Here is a 17,617-nt window from a genome sequence, read left to right as displayed (position 1 = left end):
CCGCCTTATTTAAATTGTTTGAGGAAACGTAAATCATTTTCGAAGAATGCACGCAAATCTGTAACGCCATATCGAAGCATAGTCAAACGTTCCATTCCCATACCAAAAGCAAAACCAGAATAGACTTCAGGATCAATCCCAACATTGCGCAAGACGTTTGGATGCACCATCCCACAACCCAATATTTCCAACCATTTACCATTTTTACCCATCACATCGACTTCCGCAGAAGGCTCTGTAAATGGAAAATAAGAAGGACGGAAACGGACTTGCATATCTTCTTCAAAGAAGTTATTTAAAAAGTCATGCAGTGTTCCTTTCAGATTGGTAAAACTGATGTTTTTATCAACGATCAGCCCTTCTATCTGATGGAACATTGGGGTATGTGTCTGGTCGTAATCGTTGCGATATACCCGCCCTGGCGCAATAATACGGATTGGTGGCTGACGATCTTTCATCGTACGGATCTGAACACCAGAAGTCTGGGTACGCAACAAACGTGTCGCATCAAACCAGAAAGTATCGTGATCTGCACGCGCAGGATGGTGTGCAGGGATATTCAGAGCATCAAAGTTATGATAGTCATCTTCGATTTCTGGGCCAGATTCAACAGAAAAACCTAGCTCGCCAAAGAAAGTTTCAATACGTTCAATGGTGCGGGTTACGGGGTGTAAGCCACCATTTTCCATACGACGGCCAGGCAACGAAACATCAATTTTTTCCACAGCCAGACGCGCATTCAGAATTTCAGCTTCCAGCTTTGCCTTACGCGCATTCAATACTTCCTGCACTTCTTGTTTCGCCTGATTAATAACAGCCCCTGCCGCTGGACGCTCCTCGGCCGGTAAGTCGCGCAGCGATGACATCTGGAGAGTTAAATGGCCTTTTTTTCCCAGGTATTCAACTCGCACCAAATCCAACGCGGCAACATCCTGGGCTTCTTCCACGGCTGCTTTTGCCTTCGCAACCAGCTCAGTAAGATGTGACATCGTTTTCCTCTTCCTTTGGCCAGATGGCCGATTAGTTGTTAAATTATGTCCTCACCTTATCTGTTAATGAGTCCATAAAAATAAAAAAGCCTCCACACTGGAGGCTCAAGCGCTATTTTTCGTTTCTTTTCTTACGCGCACAGCCCCCTGATTTCAGGTGCTAAAGTAAAAAAAGAAACGAAAAAAAGCTAACTTCATCATTTTGTTCTTTCTCCTATACCCTTTTTACACTCATCATGGAATCAAATGTCAGCCACATTATGGAAAAAAGTAAAAGAGGGAGCAAGCTCCCCCCTTTAACCTGACTTATGCCAGAGCGCCTTTCGCTTTTTCAACCAGAGCAGCAAATGCTACTTTGTCGAATACAGCGATGTCAGCCAGAATCTTACGGTCAATTTCAATCGAAGCCTTTTTCAGGCCGTTGATGAAACGGCTGTAAGACATGCCGTTCTGACGTGCAGCAGCGTTGATACGTGCAATCCACAGTTGACGGAATTGACGTTTACGCTGACGGCGGTCACGGTAAGCGTACTGACCAGCTTTGATAACAGCCTGGAAAGCAACACGATAAACGCGCGAACGAGCACCGTAGTAACCTTTCGCTTGTTTCAGAATTTTTTTGTGACGTGCACGTGCGATAACACCACGTTTTACGCGAGCCATATACTTCTCCTATCGTCTCTAAGTTCTAATTAAAAAAATTGCTTATGCGTACGGCAGGCAAGCAACAACCAGGCCCAGATCCCCTTTGGAGACCATGCCTTTTGGACGTAAATGACGTTTACGCTTGGTTGATTTTTTAGTCAGAATGTGACGAAGGTTAGCATGCTTACGCTTGAAACCACCACTTGCGGTTTTTTTGAAGCGCTTCGCTGCACCGCGTACTGTTTTAATCTTTGGCATTTTAATTTCCACTTCGCATTGTTAATTACAACGAACTAATCAGGCGAATAAGCTTCAACCAAAATTAGCTGAAGCTCATTACTTGTTTGCCTGACTATTTCTTCTTAGGAGCGAGCACCATGATCATCTGGCGGCCTTCAACCTTCGTTGGGAAGGATTCAACCACTGCCAGTTCATTCAAATCGTCACGGATACGGTTAAGCATCTCGATACCAATCTGCTGGTGAGCCATTTCACGCCCACGGAAACGCAGGGTGATTTTGGCTTTATCGCCATCTTCCAGAAAACGAATCAGGTTGCGTAGTTTGACCTGATAGTCGCCTTCATCTGTACCAGGACGGAATTTAATTTCCTTAACCTGAATAACTTTTTGTTTCTTTTTCTGTTCTTTGACTGACTTACTCTTCTCATAGAGGAACTTGCCGTAATCCATAATACGACAAACCGGCGGTTCGGCATTTGGGCTGATTTCGACTAAATCAACACCAGCTTCCTCAGCTTTTTCAAGAGCATCTCTCAGACTGACAATACCAATCTGTTCGCCATCTAATCCAGTTAAACGAACTTCAGAGGCGCGAATTTCTTCATTAATGCGATTTGGGCGCGCCGGTTGGATTCTTTTTCCGCCTTTAATACCTTATTCCTCCAATTGATGAAGATTACGACTGCGTATTTCTGTCAGCAGTTTTTCTGTAAATGCACTGACGTCAATGCTACCTAAGTCTTTGCCTCGGCGAGTACGAACAGAGACTTTTCCCGATTCGACTTCTTTATCACCACAAACAAGCATGTAAGGCACACGACGCAGAGTGTGTTCACGGATTTTAAAACCAATCTTCTCGTTTCTCAAGTCTGCTTTTGCACGAATGCCTGCATCTTGAAGTTTTTTAACCAATTCCTGTACATAATTTGACTGACTATCAGTAATATTCATGATGACGACCTGCTGAGGTGCCAACCATGTTGGGAAAAAGCCCGCATATTCTTCTGTCAGGATACCGATAAAGCGTTCCAGAGAGCCCAGGACAGCACGGTGGATCATTACAGGAACCTTACGTTCATTATTTTCACCTACATACGACGCACTCAAACGTGCTGGCAGTGAAAAATCGAGTTGCACAGTACCACATTGCCACGCACGATCCAAACAATCATATAGAGTAAATTCAATTTTAGGGCCATAAAATGCCCCTTCACCCGGCTGATATTCAAATTCAATGCCATTTTTGGTCAATGCCTCAGCAAGATCGGCTTCGGCTTCATCCCATTGTTTTTCTGTACCAATACGCTTTTCTGGACGGGTCGATAACTTAACGACAATCTTCTCAAAACCAAATGTGCCATACACATCATAAATCATTTTGATGCAGCTACTGACCTCTTGAAGAATTTGATCTTCAGTACAGAAAATATGGGCATCATCCTGGGTAAAGCCACGTACACGCATCAAACCATGTAAAGCGCCGGATGGTTCATTACGGTGACAACTCCCGAATTCAGCCATACGCAAAGGTAAATCACGATAAGATTTCAACCCCTGGTTGAATATTTGAACATGACCTGGGCAGTTCATTGGTTTGACACAATATTCACGGTTTTCCGATGAGGTTGTGAACATATGCTCTTTATAGTTTTCCCAGTGCCCGGTTTTTTCCCACAGGATACGATCCATCATAAATGGACCTTTTACTTCCTGATATTGGTACTCTTTGAGCTTCATGCGAACAAACGTTTCCAGCTCACGGAAAATGGTCCAACCATCATTATGCCAGAATGCCATGCCTGGTGCTTCTTCCTGCATATGGTACAGGTCAAGCTGCTTACCAATTTTGCGGTGATCACGTTTTGCAGCTTCTTCCAGACGTTGCAAATAGGCATTAAGCTGCTTCTTATCAGCCCATGCCGTACCATAAATACGCTGCAACATTTTGTTATCGCTATTGCCGCGCCAGTAAGCACCCGCCACTTTTTGCAGTTTAAAGTGATGACAGAAACGCATGTTAGGAACATGTGGCCCACGGCACATATCAACATATTCTTCATGATGATACAGACCAGGACGATCATCATGGCTGATATTTTCATCTAAAATCTGAATCTTATACTCTTCGTCACGGGCTACAAATGTATCGCGTGCTTCTTGCCAACTCACTTTTTTCTTGATGACATCATAGTCTTTTTTGGCAAGTTCCAGCATACGCTTTTCAAGCAGCTCAATATCTTCCTGAGTCAAAGAACGATCCAAATCAATATCATAATAGAATCCATTATCAACGATAGGGCCGATAGCCATTTTCGTATCAGGCCACAACTGTTTAATGGCATGACCCAATAAATGAGCACATGAGTGGCGAATAATTTCCAGACCTTCTTCATTCTTGCTGGTAATAATCGCAAGATTGCTATCGGTTTCGATTAATTCACAGGCATCGACCAATTCGCCATTAACACGACCAGCAATACATGCTTTTGCCAAACCAGCACCAATGTCACAAGCGACATCCATAACGGAAACAGCATGTTCAAATTGACGTTGACTACCATCAGGAAGAGTAATTACAGGCATTTAAAATCCTTATATACAGTGGTGATCCACACGAAAGATCACTTGCATTAAATAAAATTCATTATTAGTTAGCACGTTAGAAACAAATTCTTGCTTCACTCCGCAAGATGTGTACACATTTAGGAACGCAATTTCAAAAGCATCCGGTACATTTGCCCTAACTCGCATGATATAGTATCACATAGAGTAAGTGTTAAAATAGCTCTGTGAGCATACATTTAACTCGTTGAATTTTTAATTACTCTTATCGTTGCAAGGACAACCATCATCACCTATATCAAAACCAGTATTTGCTGTACCTATCGTCGCTTTCCATTCTTTACTCTTCCTTGTGGTTCCTTCCTTTATATATTGATTTATCGTATCTAGTGTGATTAGGCGATTGTCATACATACGATCATTATCCTGTTTATTTTTAAGGTCAAATGGTGATATTGAATAACTGGAATAGACTTCAACTGGTGTATAAATCCATCATCATTGTTGTCACCATAATGGGACAACTTACCAACATACATAAAGTTTGATGCCATAGAATTAATTCAAATCACTTTATTCTATCGGCTGATAATTATTTTTATTAAACAGCTCTTTTTATTTAAAAAAAATTCAACTCATAAATTATCAAAGACATCTTTAATTAAAAAATAATAATCAACATTACTTGTGAAATAATCATTTCAAAATAGTAATACTATAGTTTACAAAAAATTATTGAGTTGCCTCAAAAGCACCATAAGCATTTTTCACTTTCCACAAATAACGCGGAGCCTGAGGCGCCGGATGATTATTTTGAACATATTGATAAAATTCGTTTGCCGTCATTCGATTGATTTTATTAATGGCCATAGCCCGGTTTGCATCAAACATACGTAACAATGCTCCAGCGCCATTAACATAAGCGACTATCGTTGCATAATACAACGTTTCTGGATTGGTAATTCCATCCAGATGATATTTTTTTAAAATGCTGATATAAGCCGTGCCAAGATCAATGTTAGTGGCAGGATCTTTCAATTCATGTATCGTCGGTTGCCCGGCTTTCCCTTTCATTTTGTATGCATCGCGCCCAGCTGTAGACGCTTTAATTTGCATTAAGCCAATCGCGTTAGATTTACTCACAACCGCTGGCCGAAAACCAGATTCCACCTGAATAATCGCTTTAATAAGCGTTTCATCAACACCATAACGTTTCGCTGCTTGCTTAATAAATCGATCAAATGGCGTGGATTTGTTCGCTAATCTACCCTGTTCAAAGGCTGATTTATTGTGATTAAACACACGTTTTGCCGTCATTGGCGAATTAACGTCTGACTGATGCGCTTGTTGGCCTGCACACCCCGTCAATAATAACGCTAACACCATAGTATGGCGGAGTTTTATTTTCATGCAGCTTCCCCTAAATAGAATTTATCCTATAGAGATTATATAATTTTACAGATAAACCAAAAATATTTTTCTATCTATTATCAATTTCATCCGATATCGCCTTGACTTTACACAAACGATACTGATAATCATTATCAATAATTATATGTATAACAGGTAAGGTTTATCCTGATGAACAAAAAACACCCGCTTTCTGCTGTTTTTCGAATATTCAATTTAATGATTGTTCTGTTCACAATAACATTATTCAGCCAACACGCTCATGCAGAGAAGAAATTCAGAGTGGTGACAACATTTACGATTATTCAAGATATGGCTCAAAACGTTGCCGGAGATGCTGCAATTGTTGAGTCAATCACAAAACCTGGTGCAGAAATCCATGATTATCAACCCACCCCCAAAGATATCATCAAAGCTCAACGTGCAGACCTTATTCTCTGGAATGGTTTAAACTTAGAACGTTGGTTCGAGCGCTTCTTTGAAAATATGGAAAATAAACCGACGGCTGTGATAACCGAAGGCATTGTACCTTTACCCATCCGTGAAGGTCCCTACAATCAGAATCCTAATCCTCACGCCTGGATGTCACCGAAAAATGCACTGATTTATATCGAGAATATTCGCCAGGCTCTGGTTAAATATGATCCAGAGAATGCTGAGATTTATAATCACAATGCCAACGTTTATGCCGAAAAGATAACCCAATTGGATGCTCCTCTTAGAGAACGTCTTTCTCGTATTCCAGAAGAACAACGTTGGTTGGTAACCAGTGAAGGCGCTTTCAGCTATCTCACTCAAGATTATGGTTTTAAAGAAGTCTATTTATGGCCGATCAACGCTGAGGAACAGGGATCACCTCAACAAGTGAGACGTGTTATTGATACCGTAAGAGCCAATAAGATCCCGGTTCTCTTTAGTGAAAGTACGGTTTCAGATAAACCCGCCAAACAAGTCAGTAAAGAAACTGGAGCCCGTTACGGTGGAGTACTTTATGTAGACTCTCTCTCCACCCCAAAAGGCCCAGTACCTACTTATATCGATCTGCTGAATACCACTGTCGACACTATCGCAAAAGGATTTAATCAATGAGTCGTTCATCATCAAACCAACAGTCATTATTTGAGCAACCCCATTTAATTGTGGATAACGCCACTGTCACTTACAACAATGGACACACAGCAATTTATGAGGCTAGTTTTGATATTACCGGTGGCACCATTTGCGCCCTGGTTGGCATGAATGGCAGTGGAAAATCGACATTATTTAAAACCATCATGGGATTAATTATCCCTTCTCAGGGAAAAGTGACCCTCAATAATCAACCGATCAAAACCGCATTGAAGCAAAATATCATCGCATATGTTCCCCAAACTGAAGATGTGGATTGGAATTTTCCGGTTTTAGTTTCCGATGTCGTCATGATGGGTCGCTATGGAAAAATGGGGTTTTTGCGGCGCCCCAGCAAACGTGACCATGAAATTGTCAATGAAGCACTTGAACGCGTCGGTCTGACAGAACTGCGTGACCGCCAAATTGGTGAACTGTCGGGTGGGCAGAAAAAACGCGCATTTTTAGCCCGTGCATTAGCTCAAGAAGGCAAAGTCTTATTGCTGGATGAACCCTTTACCGGAGTCGATGTTAAAACAGAAAATGCGATCATTGACTTACTTCGTGACTTACGTGACGAAGGTCATTTGGTTTTAGTTTCAACACATAATCTTGGCAGTGTCCCTGAATTTTGTGATCATGTTATCTTGATCAACCGCACTGTGCTCGCCAGCGGTCAAACGGAAAATACGTTCACGCAAAAAAATCTGGAAATGACCTTCGGTGGGGTTTTACGTCATATTAATCTTTCCGGCACTGAATTACATAAAGACGATGACTCACGCTCCTTGACAGTGATTACTGATGATGAACGTGCTGCCGTCTTTTATGGGCATAATCATCATGTTCCACCACGACAAAGTCCAAAACAAAAGGGAAACCAGCCATGATGGAGCTACTTTTACAACCTTTCAACTATAACTACATGGTGAAAGCCATGTGGGTCAGTGCCCTTGTTGGCGCTGTTTGTGCTTTCCTATCGGCTTATTTGATGCTGAAAGGCTGGTCACTTATGGGGGATGCCCTCTCTCACTCTGTTGTTCCTGGTGTAGCGGGTGCATATGCTCTCGGTTTACCTTATGCCGGTGGTGCTTTTTTTACGGGGATCCTTGCTGCACTGTCAATGACATTAGTTCGTCATATCACCCGGTTACGTGAAGATGCAGTGATCGGTTTTATCTTCTCCACTTTTTTTGCCGTCGGATTATTGATCGTTTCCTTAAACCCGACATCCGTCAACGTACAATCCATTATTATGGGTAATATTTTGGGGATCGCAGATGAAGATGTTTTACAAGTTGAGATCATCATCGGGGTTTCCTTTGTTATCTTAATGGCACTTTGGAAAGATTTATTAGTTGTTTTCTTCGACGAAACTCACGCACGCTCTATCGGCTTATCACCACTTCGATTAAAAATCATTTTTTTCACTTTATTAAGTGCCTGTACTGTTGCAGCATTACAGACTGTAGGCGCCATTTTGGTTATCGCAATGGTAGTCACACCTGGCGCAACCGCCTATTTATTAACAGATAGATTTAAACACTTGTTGATCATTGCTATCACCATCGGTGCACTCACCAGTGGGCTCGGCACCTATCTGAGTTATTTCCTCGATGGTGCAACCGGCGGTGTCATTGTCACCATGCAAACAGTGATTTTTCTGCTCGCCTTCTTTTTTGCCCCCAAACATGGCATGTTAGCTTCCCGCAAACGAGCGAGAAAAGAATCTTTAGCATTGATCCAGGAACGACGCTCATGAACACATTAATTGAATTAATCACTGAACCTTTCATGCATGAGTTTATGCGCAGAGCTATCTTTACAGCCATTATTGTGGGTGCTGTCTGTGCGGTGCTTTCCTGTTATTTAGTTTTAAAGGGCTGGTCATTGATGGGAGACGCAATTTCCCATGCTGTTTTACCGGGGATCGTGCTTGCATTTATCACGGGGATGCCACTTGCCATCGGTGCATTTCTTTCCGGTATATCTTGTGCATTTGCGACTGGATACCTAAAAGAACACAGCAGAATTAAAGAAGATACCGTCATGGGTATTGTTTTTTCAGGTATGTTTGCATTCGGGTTAGTCCTGTTTACGCGTATAGATACCGATCAACACCTGACACACATTCTATTCGGCAGCATACTCGGCATCACCCAGTATGAATTACTCCAGACACTGGGCATTGCCGGGATTACGCTGACGATTGTGTTGCTAAAGAGAAAGGATTTTATGCTTTACTGTTTCGATCCTAATCAGGCCAGAGTGGTTGGTCTGCCGGTAAAACGGCTTCATTACGGATTGTTATCTCTGTTAGCACTCACCATTGTTGCCTCATTGCAGGCGGTTGGCATCATCCTGGTCATTGCAATGTTAATCTCACCAGGCATTATTGCCTTCATGCTTTGCCGAAGTTTCGATCGTATGCTTATTGTAGCAATGCTTGCTTCTGTCTCCTCCAGCGTACTTGGAACCCTCATCAGTTTCCATATTGACGGTGAGACAGGTCCCTGTATCGTCATCATCCAGGCTATTTTCTTTACTATGACTCTTATTTATGACCAGATAAAATTAGCCCGAAAGAAGATAAACAAAGAAACGCTAGGGAACATGCCATCTCGGATATCGCCAATCCCAGAAAAATCAAATTAAAAAATAGAGGCTATATCAAATTTGAGATATAGCCTCATTAATTACGATTAAACCCACTTTTAGTCTGTTCAAATATTACATCTGTCTGTAATATAACCATAGCAATTGTCAACTTAATGAGGTGAAGCATGTGGCAAACAGTGAACCATCTATTAAGTGAGCATTTTGGTGACGCTGAGATCCGCAATAAAACGGAATTAGCAGGAGGTGATATTCACCGTGCCTGGCACATTGAATACGGTGAACAACATATCTTTATCAAATCCAATGTGAAAGAAATGCTGCCCATTTTCAAGGCAGAAGCAGAACAACTGGAATTACTGGCTCGCAGTAAAACGGCTCGTGTTCCCGAGGTTTATGGTGTCGGTCACGACCGCAATTATAGCTTCCTGCTGCTAGAGTATTTGCCCTTAAAACCCTTTGATGCACATAGTGCTTATCTTTTTGGTCAGCATCTTGCAAAACTGCATCAATGGAGTGAGCAACCTAAATTTGGTTTTGATTTTGATAACATGCTAGCAACCACCATACAGCCTAATGGGTGGCAAAAACGCTGGAGTCATTTCTATGCCGAAAAACGCGTCGGATGGCAATTACAACTTGCCGCTGATAAGGGCATGATATTTGGTAATATTAGCCAAATTGTCCAAATAATCACTGAAAAATTACATAACCACCACCCCCAACCTTCTCTCCTTCATGGTGATCTGTGGCCCACGAACTGTGCCTCATTGGGCGATAATTGCGCCGTCACTTTTGATCCTGCTTGTTATTGGGGTGATCGTGAATGTGATCTGGCGATGCTGCCGTTTTACCCGGAGCTTCCCTTGCAAATATTTGATGGCTACCAGAATATCTGGCCATTACCCCAAGGTTTCCTTGAGCGCCAACCTATCTATCAACTCTATTATTTATTGAATAAATGTCATCTTTTCGGCGGTGATAATTTTATTTTTGTACAAAATACGATCGATAAACTTTTATCTGAATAAACATAAAAAAAATTTATCAATATCATTTTCATGAACTCAAAATTCTTTTTATTCACCCTCTAAGGTCATCATTCTTTTTAAGAAGATGGGTCTTTTCATCCTTTCCATTTCTTCTTTTTACTATCATCGATAACGAGATTTAATTGACCGGGATTGTTACAATCAAACCTCGTTAATCATTATCACCTCGCGGAGAGATATGAAATGTCATTTCGTTTACCGATAGAAGCCGCTATCTTTGATATGGATGGTTTGCTGATTGATTCTGAGCCTTACTGGGAACAAGGCGAAAAAAAGGTATTCAGTGAACTAGGGTTAGATTTGAATCTGGCCACAACACTGCCTGATACATTGGGGTTACGAATCGATCATGTTGTTGAATTATGGTATCAAGCCTCCCCCTGGCAAGGCATTTCCAAAAGGGAAACCGAGCAACGCATCATTGATTACGTCGTCCAATCCGTTAAAGAAAGCCGTCCTTTGTTACCAGGAGTAGAATATGCTTTAAATCTCTGCCGCGAACGTGGGTTGAAAATTGGTCTGGCCTCAGCTTCACCTTATGAGATGCTCGAACAAGTCCTTGAATTATTTAACCTACGGCATTACTTTGATGTTGTTGTTTCTGCTGCACAGTTACCTTACAGCAAACCTCATCCCGAAGTTTATTTGCTGGCAGCTAACCAACTTGGGGTCAAGCCAATTCATTGCCTCACATTGGAAGACTCATTTAACGGTATGATCGCCACCAAAGCGGCGCGAATGCGCTCAATTGTGGTTCCTTCGGCGAATCATTTCAATGATCCTCGTTGGTCATTAGCTGATATCAAACTGAATTCATTGGAAAAATTAACAATAGAAAATATTACGTGATAACCGCGCACTGCCATTACCTCATATCTGTTTCCCTGTAATGGCAGGGCAAATGAGACGGCCTGTTTGTTTGATATGGCACAGATCGATTGACTCATCACATGAAAATAAAGATTTTTCTTATTTACCCTCTATCATCCTGAGACAAAACCCTCTATACTGCCTTACTGTATGTATAAACAGCAATCAACATAAATTAATAGAAACAGTTAACATAAATAGTTATGACAGCAGAAGGACATCTTCTTTTTTCCGTTGCCAGCCTTGTATTGGCTCACCAGCTAGAAATCACGCCAGAAATAGCACAGGGAGACTGGTTGCACATGCTTCCCGGTGTACTTCTGGCTTCATTGTTACCCGATATTGATCACCCAAGCTCAACATTAGGTCGATTATTTCGCTTTATCTCCATTCCCATTGCACGATTATGTGGGCATCGTGGATTTACGCATAGTTTGTTAGCGCTACTCGTGGGGGTTACTCTATTCCAGACTGAAATACCTTCTGATTGGCCTATTCCGACTGACTTTATCCATGCCATGATTATCGGTTACATCAGCCATCTTATTGCTGATATGCTGACACCTGCCGGTATTCCACTGTTATGGCCCCTGAAAATGCGTTTTCGTATTCCTGTTCTCAGAGGTAAAGAACGCAAAAAAGCGGAACGCTTTATTGCAGTATTAGTCGTCGTGATCGCGATCATTCTTCCACAACATATCAATTTTTCATTTACTCACTATTTAGACAAAACACCGTTTGACAAAATACAGTTTGATAAATTTAATATTGATAAATTACAGCATTTCTACAAATAGTTCACTCACCCGCGTCCAACACGCTAGCATAACCCCATGTTTAAATGGGGTTATCTAAAAAATATAAATATTTTTTAAAATTATTTGCTAAACCCTAAAAGAAATCTTTTAAATCACTTAGATAGTGACAGTCAACTTAACAAAAAAAGACAAAATACATGAGCATTTATAATCAATTAAGCTGACTAGTAAAAAATAATTATATTAAATTCCATTTAATTATAAGTAAGAAACTTCTTATACTGATAACATTCTCCTTTCAGCATTTCATGATATGTAATCGTTAAATTTCAAATTGAAATACAGCTTACAAATCATCAGATTGGGTCAAGAGCAAAGAGTACCTTCTCATCCCCAAAGCGCTTACATATCATCATATAAAAATAGATATTACATACACATATACTGATATCCATATATTGCGAGCTGCACGATACACCGCAACTCACGATATAAAAGGATAAATAAGTTTGGAGATTAGGGATGAATTTACCACTCATCATCAATGTGCTCATTTTTGTAGCACTACTTATATTATTAGCAAAATCGAGTTCAAATCAGTGGAGCTTGTCCAAAAAAGTTCTTGTAGCTCTGATTGTCGGTGTCGTTTTTGGGCTGGCACTAAACCTCATTTATGGAACAGACAACATTACCGTGAAAGAATCCATTAAATGGTTCAATATCGTCGGTAATGGTTATGTGCAACTACTACAAATGGTTATCATGCCATTGGTTTTTGCTTCTATCCTAAGCGCAGTTGCACGTTTACATAAAGCCTCTTCCTTAGGAAAAATCAGCTTTCTTACCATTGGTACTTTACTATTCACTACAGCCATTTCCGCTTTAGTGGGTATTGTCATCGCTAATTTGTTTGGTCTAAGTGCAACTGGTCTCATTCAAGGGACTCAAGAAACGGCTCGTTTATCTGCCATTGAAAGCAATTATATTGGTAAGGTTGCAGATATGGGTGTGCCTCAAATCATTCTTTCTTTCATTCCTAAAAATCCCTTTGCTGATCTGACAGGCGCACGCCCTACTTCTATTATTAGTGTTGTCATTTTTGCGACATTTTTAGGTATCGCCGCACTACAAATGCTTAAAGATGATCATGAACGTGGTGAGCGTGCGCTCATGGCTATTGATACTATGCAAGCCTGGGCAATGAAACTGGTCAGATTGGTTATGCGTCTCACGCCATACGGCATAATGGCTTTAATGACTAAAGTTGTTGCCAGTTCGAATCTCCATGATATTACCCAATTAGGTAATTTTGTTGTTGCTTCCTATATCGCTCTTGGTCTGATGTTTGTCGTACATGGCGGGCTTTTAGTATTCACAGGAATCAATCCCCTGAAATTCTTTAAAAAAGCAGGCCCGGTACTCACATTTGCATTTACCAGCCGTTCAAGTGCTGCGAGTATTCCCTTAAATGTTGAAACTCAAACTCGTCGCCTCGGTATACCAGAGTCCATCGCCAGCTTCTCTGCGTCTTTTGGTGCAACTATCGGACAAAATGGCTGTGCAGGTATTTATCCTGCGATGTTAGCGGTCATGGTTGCACCAACCGTTGGTATCAATCCTTTTGATCCGGTGTGGATTGCAACGCTTGTCGGAATTGTGACTATCAGTTCTGCGGGTGTTGCGGGCGTTGGCGGTGGGGCAACATTTGCAGCCTTAATTGTTTTGCCTGCTATGGGGCTACCTGTCACGTTAGTCGCACTGCTGATTTCTGTTGAACCGCTGATCGATATGGGGCGCACAGCACTCAATGTGAACGGTGCGATGACAGCAGGTGCAATCACCAGTCAGTTAATGGGAAAAACCAATAAGGAAATACTTGAGCAAAACGAAGAAGCCGCTCTCAATCAATTTTAATTCAAGTCCAATAAACCCGCCCGCTTTGACGATAAGGTTCAAAACAGGCGGGTTTATAAGTTACCCTCTTTTTCATGTTTCACCTTCAATTCCTTCTGATAAGCAATGGTCCACTACACTATATTTTCTCTATAGATCGTTAATAAAAGCGGATCAAAAAAGCCAAGGGTCATGATGAGCCTCGGCTTTGTATCTGACTAACAGAACAGTGAATTGCTTGTGTTATTTTTTTACTGACTAAGCAGAAAAGAGAGCATTTATTTTATATATTCACCGCTACGAAGCGCTTCGATACGCTTATCCAATGGAGGATGAGATAAGAATAATTCACTGAAACTCTTTGATTTACCATTAATACAAAATGCCATCATACGTCCCTCTTCCTGAGGCTCATAGCTGGTCTTAAGACGTTGCAACGCAGCAATCATCTTTTCGCGCCCAACCAACTTTGCTGATCCAGCGTCTGCATGAAACTCACGGTAACGAGAGAACCACATGGTAATAATACTGGCCAGAATACCAAATACGATCTCCAATACCATCGAAACCACCATGTAAACAATGGGGTTACCACTACTACCACTTTCTTTTTCATCATCGTTGCTGGAAAGGAAACTGGTTACCGCTTGTGCAATGATACGTGAGATGAGGATAACGAAGGTATTCACAATACCTTGCAGCAAGGTCATCGTCACCATGTCACCATTTGCAATGTGGCTAATTTCATGTGCAATGACGGCTTCAGCTTCATCACGGCTCATATTGTCCAGTAACCCTGTACTAACCGCAACCAGTGAAGCATTACGGCGTGCTCCGGTCGCAAATGCGTTAATATCCAGCGCATCATAGATAGCCACTTGTGGCATCGTAATACCAACCTGATCTGCCTGGCGACGTACCGTTTCCATTAACCAGGCCTCGGTTTCATTGGCAGGTTTTTCAATAACCTGACCACCAACAGAACGCAGAGCCATCCATTTCGATAGTAGTAAAGAAATGAATGAACCACCAAAACCAAATAGACCAGCCATAATTACGAGACCAGCCATACTTCTCTGCTGGATACCTGTAATTGAAAGTATGATTCCAAACAACACCATAACAGCGAGGTTTGTGAGAAGAAACAAGGCGATTCTCATCATATAAATTTGCTTCCTTTAATGTTCAAACTGCATAACGAAAAGTTAAGTTATGAAATGGGGATTCTCCCCATATTATTCAAGTTTTTTAAGATGTTAAGTGATAAAAACATCGTAACTTTACAAAACACAACCTGATAATATGCTAAAAAGGCCAGCTATCAAGCCAGCCTTTTTATCTATACGCGAATTCTAAAATTATTTCGCTACGGCTATTTCAGCAGGCTGGTGTGCCAAATCCAGTGCAATTTTAACAGATTCATCTAAGTAAGAATCTGGCCCTTTATAATCTTTAGGTAAATCATCAAGTGATTTTAACAACTTTTTGCCTTCGCGTTTAAAGCGTTCATTAATACGATTTAATCTCATTGTTTCGTATTCGTTATTTTCCTTCTCTCTTTGAGCATAGTTCAAAGAATAAACGCCGTTACGCTCTTTGATGGCCTTGTAGTAAGCAATATCTTGTTTGATATATTTAAACTCAGGATCATTGGCAATACGTTGATTATGCTGCTCAATCAAGAGAGGTGTTAACGCTGAAATCACGTTAGAGGAAGTATAATGCGCAGGTTGTATGCTATCCCAAGGTAACGCATTACTCTCCTGGCTTTCTCCTATGTCAGAAGGTACTTCCCCCGTTGGCATAATTAAATCAGGGGTAACCCCTTTCAGCTGGGTACTGCCTCCATTAATTCGATAGAATTTTTGGATCGTATATTGCACGGAGCCAGTTTCTGGCCACTGCGGACGTAACATCTGATCAAAAATGCGACTCAGCGGACGGTATTGTTGAACTGTCCCTTTACCAAAAGTCGGTTCACCAACAATTAATCCACGGCCGTAATCTTGCATCGCTGCCGCGAATATTTCAGACGCAGAGGCGCTTCTATTGTCAACCAAAACGACCAGAGGACCTTTATAATATATCGCCTCATCAGTATCTGCTTCTTCTTTTAGCCTGCCGATGTTATCCCGGATTTGAACTATGGGACCAGTAGAAATAAACAAACCAGATAATGATACCGCTTCGGTCAATGCGCCACCACCATTGCCACGCAAATCAATAACAATCGCAGAAACACCCTCTTTGGTGAGCTTCTGTAACTGTACTTTTACATCGTTAGTCAAACCGACATAGAAACTGGGGATATCCAAAACACCCACTTTCTCCTTCCCTACTGTTTTCACCGACATCTTGACAGCATTATCTTCAAGCCGGATATTTTCGCGGGTTAAGGTCACAATATGGTTTTTTGCCCCTTTCGCACTTGGCGTAATTTCAAGACGGACTTTACTCCCCTTCGGCCCTTTGATAAGCGCAACAACATCTTCCAAACGCCATCCGACAACATCAACAATTGGCTTACCCATCTGCCCAACGCCAATGATTTTATCTCCGACTTTCAATAAATTGCTTTTAGCCGCAGGACCTCCTGCGAGCAATGAACTAATCGAAATATATTCATCGTCATATTGTAAAACAGCACCGATCCCTTCAAGGGATAAACTCATCTCTGAATTAAACTGTTCCGTATCACGAGGAGAGAGATAACTGGTATGCGGATCTATTTCACGGGCAAAAGCCAGCATGATATTTTGGAAAACGTCCTCACTTTTGGTTTGCGTGAGACGTCTCAGTAACGTCCGGTAGCGTTTGGTGAGTGTTTCTTTAATTTCTTTATCATTTTTTCCAGATAACTTGAGATTTATCCAATCAGATTTGATTTTGGCATCCCAAAGTTTATTCAGCTCCTCAACGCTCTTTGGCCAAGGTGCTTTTGTACGATTGGTTTCAATTGTGTTATGACTGTTTAAATCAACAGGCTGATCTAACCGGGAAAGCACATATTGATAGCGTTCAAAACGACGCTTTTGCATCAAATTAAAAAGAGCATAAGGCAGTTTCAGATTGCCATGCTCAAGCTCTTCTCCCAATGCTCCCTTTTGCGCCTCAAACTGCGAGATATCAGAGGCCAAAAAAACATTGTGTAAATAATCAAGTTGGTTTAGGTAACGATCAAAAACTTTTCCTGAGAAATCCGCATCCAGATAAAACTGACGATAATGTGAATGAAGAAAGCGATTCACTATCCGATTACTTATCGTCGGATGCTGCAGTTCTGGTTGCAGATCTGGCAACTGACTCAGACTAACGACAGCAGGACCATGACCGTTATTTATCGTTTGACCGTTAATGGTATGGGTACTGGTCGATTTGTCACCATTAGCAACATTGCCATTATCAGTATCCGCATAACCTATGCCAGAAAATGATAGACCTAAAACGAAAGCCAAAGTTACGAGTTTGTTCATG

At 41.4% G+C, this 17,617-nt stretch carries 17 protein-coding genes and 1 other annotated feature; of the genes, 8 read left to right on the top strand and 9 right to left on the bottom strand.

Annotated features, from left to right (window positions below):
* Positions 1-5: 5 nt before the first annotated feature.
* The 7 genes from pheS to XPG1_RS06940 form a co-directional block, all read right to left on the bottom strand.
* The gene (pheS, locus tag XPG1_RS06965) at positions 6-989 is read right to left on the bottom strand and encodes a phenylalanine--tRNA ligase subunit alpha (protein ID WP_045958434.1); all 984 of its coding nucleotides are present in this window, start codon (positions 987-989) and stop codon (positions 6-8) included.
* Between the two features lie 79 nt (positions 990-1,068).
* Positions 1,069-1,193, bottom strand: a sequence feature (Phe leader region).
* Positions 1,143-1,187, bottom strand: a complete 45-nt coding sequence (gene pheM, locus XPG1_RS19155; RefSeq protein WP_366301101.1) for a pheST operon leader peptide PheM — start codon at positions 1,185-1,187, stop codon at positions 1,143-1,145. It overlaps the preceding feature by 45 nt.
* A 102-nt stretch (positions 1,194-1,295) precedes the next feature.
* A complete protein-coding gene (gene rplT / locus XPG1_RS06960) occupies positions 1,296-1,652 on the bottom strand; it encodes a 50S ribosomal protein L20 (protein ID WP_010847342.1) in 357 nt (118 codons plus the stop codon).
* Between the two features lie 42 nt (positions 1,653-1,694).
* Entirely contained in the window at positions 1,695-1,892 is a 198-nt protein-coding gene (rpmI, locus tag XPG1_RS06955) for a 50S ribosomal protein L35 (protein ID WP_006118955.1), read from the bottom strand.
* Positions 1,893-1,986: 94 nt separating this feature from the next.
* Entirely contained in the window at positions 1,987-2,526 is a 540-nt protein-coding gene (infC, locus tag XPG1_RS17485; RefSeq protein WP_071825345.1) for a translation initiation factor IF-3, read from the bottom strand.
* A gap of 3 nt (positions 2,527-2,529) precedes the next feature.
* Positions 2,530-4,458 (bottom strand): threonine--tRNA ligase, encoded by a 1,929-nt coding sequence (gene thrS, locus XPG1_RS06945; RefSeq protein ID WP_045958432.1) that lies wholly within the window; start codon positions 4,456-4,458, stop codon positions 2,530-2,532.
* A gap of 711 nt (positions 4,459-5,169) precedes the next feature.
* On the bottom strand, positions 5,170-5,847 hold the full coding sequence (locus tag XPG1_RS06940; protein ID WP_045958431.1) for a transglycosylase SLT domain-containing protein: 678 nt from the start codon (positions 5,845-5,847) through the stop codon (positions 5,170-5,172).
* Between the two features lie 171 nt (positions 5,848-6,018).
* Between XPG1_RS06940 and XPG1_RS06935 the strand changes: the two genes are divergently transcribed.
* The 8 genes from XPG1_RS06935 (at position 6,019) to XPG1_RS06900 (ending at position 14,164) form a co-directional block, all read left to right on the top strand.
* Entirely contained in the window at positions 6,019-6,936 is a 918-nt protein-coding gene (locus XPG1_RS06935; RefSeq protein ID WP_045958430.1) for a metal ABC transporter substrate-binding protein, read from the top strand.
* Entirely contained in the window at positions 6,933-7,844 is a 912-nt protein-coding gene (locus tag XPG1_RS06930) for a manganese/iron ABC transporter ATP-binding protein (protein WP_045958429.1), read from the top strand. Before XPG1_RS06935 ends, XPG1_RS06930 begins: the two co-directional genes overlap by 4 nt.
* Entirely contained in the window at positions 7,841-8,716 is an 876-nt protein-coding gene (locus XPG1_RS06925; RefSeq protein ID WP_045958428.1) for a metal ABC transporter permease, read from the top strand. Before XPG1_RS06930 ends, XPG1_RS06925 begins: the two co-directional genes overlap by 4 nt.
* The gene (locus tag XPG1_RS06920) at positions 8,713-9,609 is read left to right on the top strand and encodes a metal ABC transporter permease (RefSeq protein WP_045958427.1); all 897 of its coding nucleotides are present in this window, start codon (positions 8,713-8,715) and stop codon (positions 9,607-9,609) included. Before XPG1_RS06925 ends, XPG1_RS06920 begins: the two co-directional genes overlap by 4 nt.
* A gap of 128 nt (positions 9,610-9,737) precedes the next feature.
* Positions 9,738-10,601 carry a fructosamine kinase family protein gene (locus XPG1_RS06915; RefSeq protein WP_045958426.1) on the top strand — a complete coding sequence of 288 codons (864 nt, stop codon included), beginning with the start codon at positions 9,738-9,740 and terminating at the stop codon, positions 10,599-10,601.
* 204 nt (positions 10,602-10,805) lie between these two features.
* Complete coding sequence (hxpB, locus tag XPG1_RS06910; protein WP_045958425.1) at positions 10,806-11,471, top strand: hexitol phosphatase HxpB; 666 nt, start codon at positions 10,806-10,808, stop codon at positions 11,469-11,471.
* Between the two features lie 224 nt (positions 11,472-11,695).
* Entirely contained in the window at positions 11,696-12,289 is a 594-nt protein-coding gene (locus XPG1_RS06905; protein WP_045958424.1) for a metal-dependent hydrolase, read from the top strand.
* Between the two features lie 483 nt (positions 12,290-12,772).
* On the top strand, positions 12,773-14,164 hold the full coding sequence (locus XPG1_RS06900) for an L-cystine transporter (protein WP_045958423.1): 1,392 nt from the start codon (positions 12,773-12,775) through the stop codon (positions 14,162-14,164).
* 257 nt (positions 14,165-14,421) lie between these two features.
* Here XPG1_RS06900 and htpX read toward each other — a convergent pair whose 3' ends face one another.
* Both htpX and prc read right to left on the bottom strand, forming a co-directional pair.
* Positions 14,422-15,306: a protease HtpX gene (htpX, locus tag XPG1_RS06895; protein WP_045958422.1), complete on the bottom strand. Its 885-nt coding sequence runs from the start codon at positions 15,304-15,306 to the stop codon at positions 14,422-14,424.
* A gap of 195 nt (positions 15,307-15,501) precedes the next feature.
* Positions 15,502-17,616 carry a carboxy terminal-processing peptidase gene (gene prc / locus XPG1_RS06890; RefSeq protein ID WP_045958421.1) on the bottom strand — a complete coding sequence of 705 codons (2,115 nt, stop codon included), beginning with the start codon at positions 17,614-17,616 and terminating at the stop codon, positions 15,502-15,504.
* Position 17,617: the final 1 nt, after the last annotated feature.

The organism is Xenorhabdus poinarii G6 (assembly GCF_000968175.1).
Classification (GTDB): domain Bacteria; phylum Pseudomonadota; class Gammaproteobacteria; order Enterobacterales; family Enterobacteriaceae; genus Xenorhabdus; species Xenorhabdus poinarii.
The sequence above is the reverse complement of the archived record's forward strand: the minus strand, read 5'-3'. Positions and strand labels throughout refer to the sequence as shown.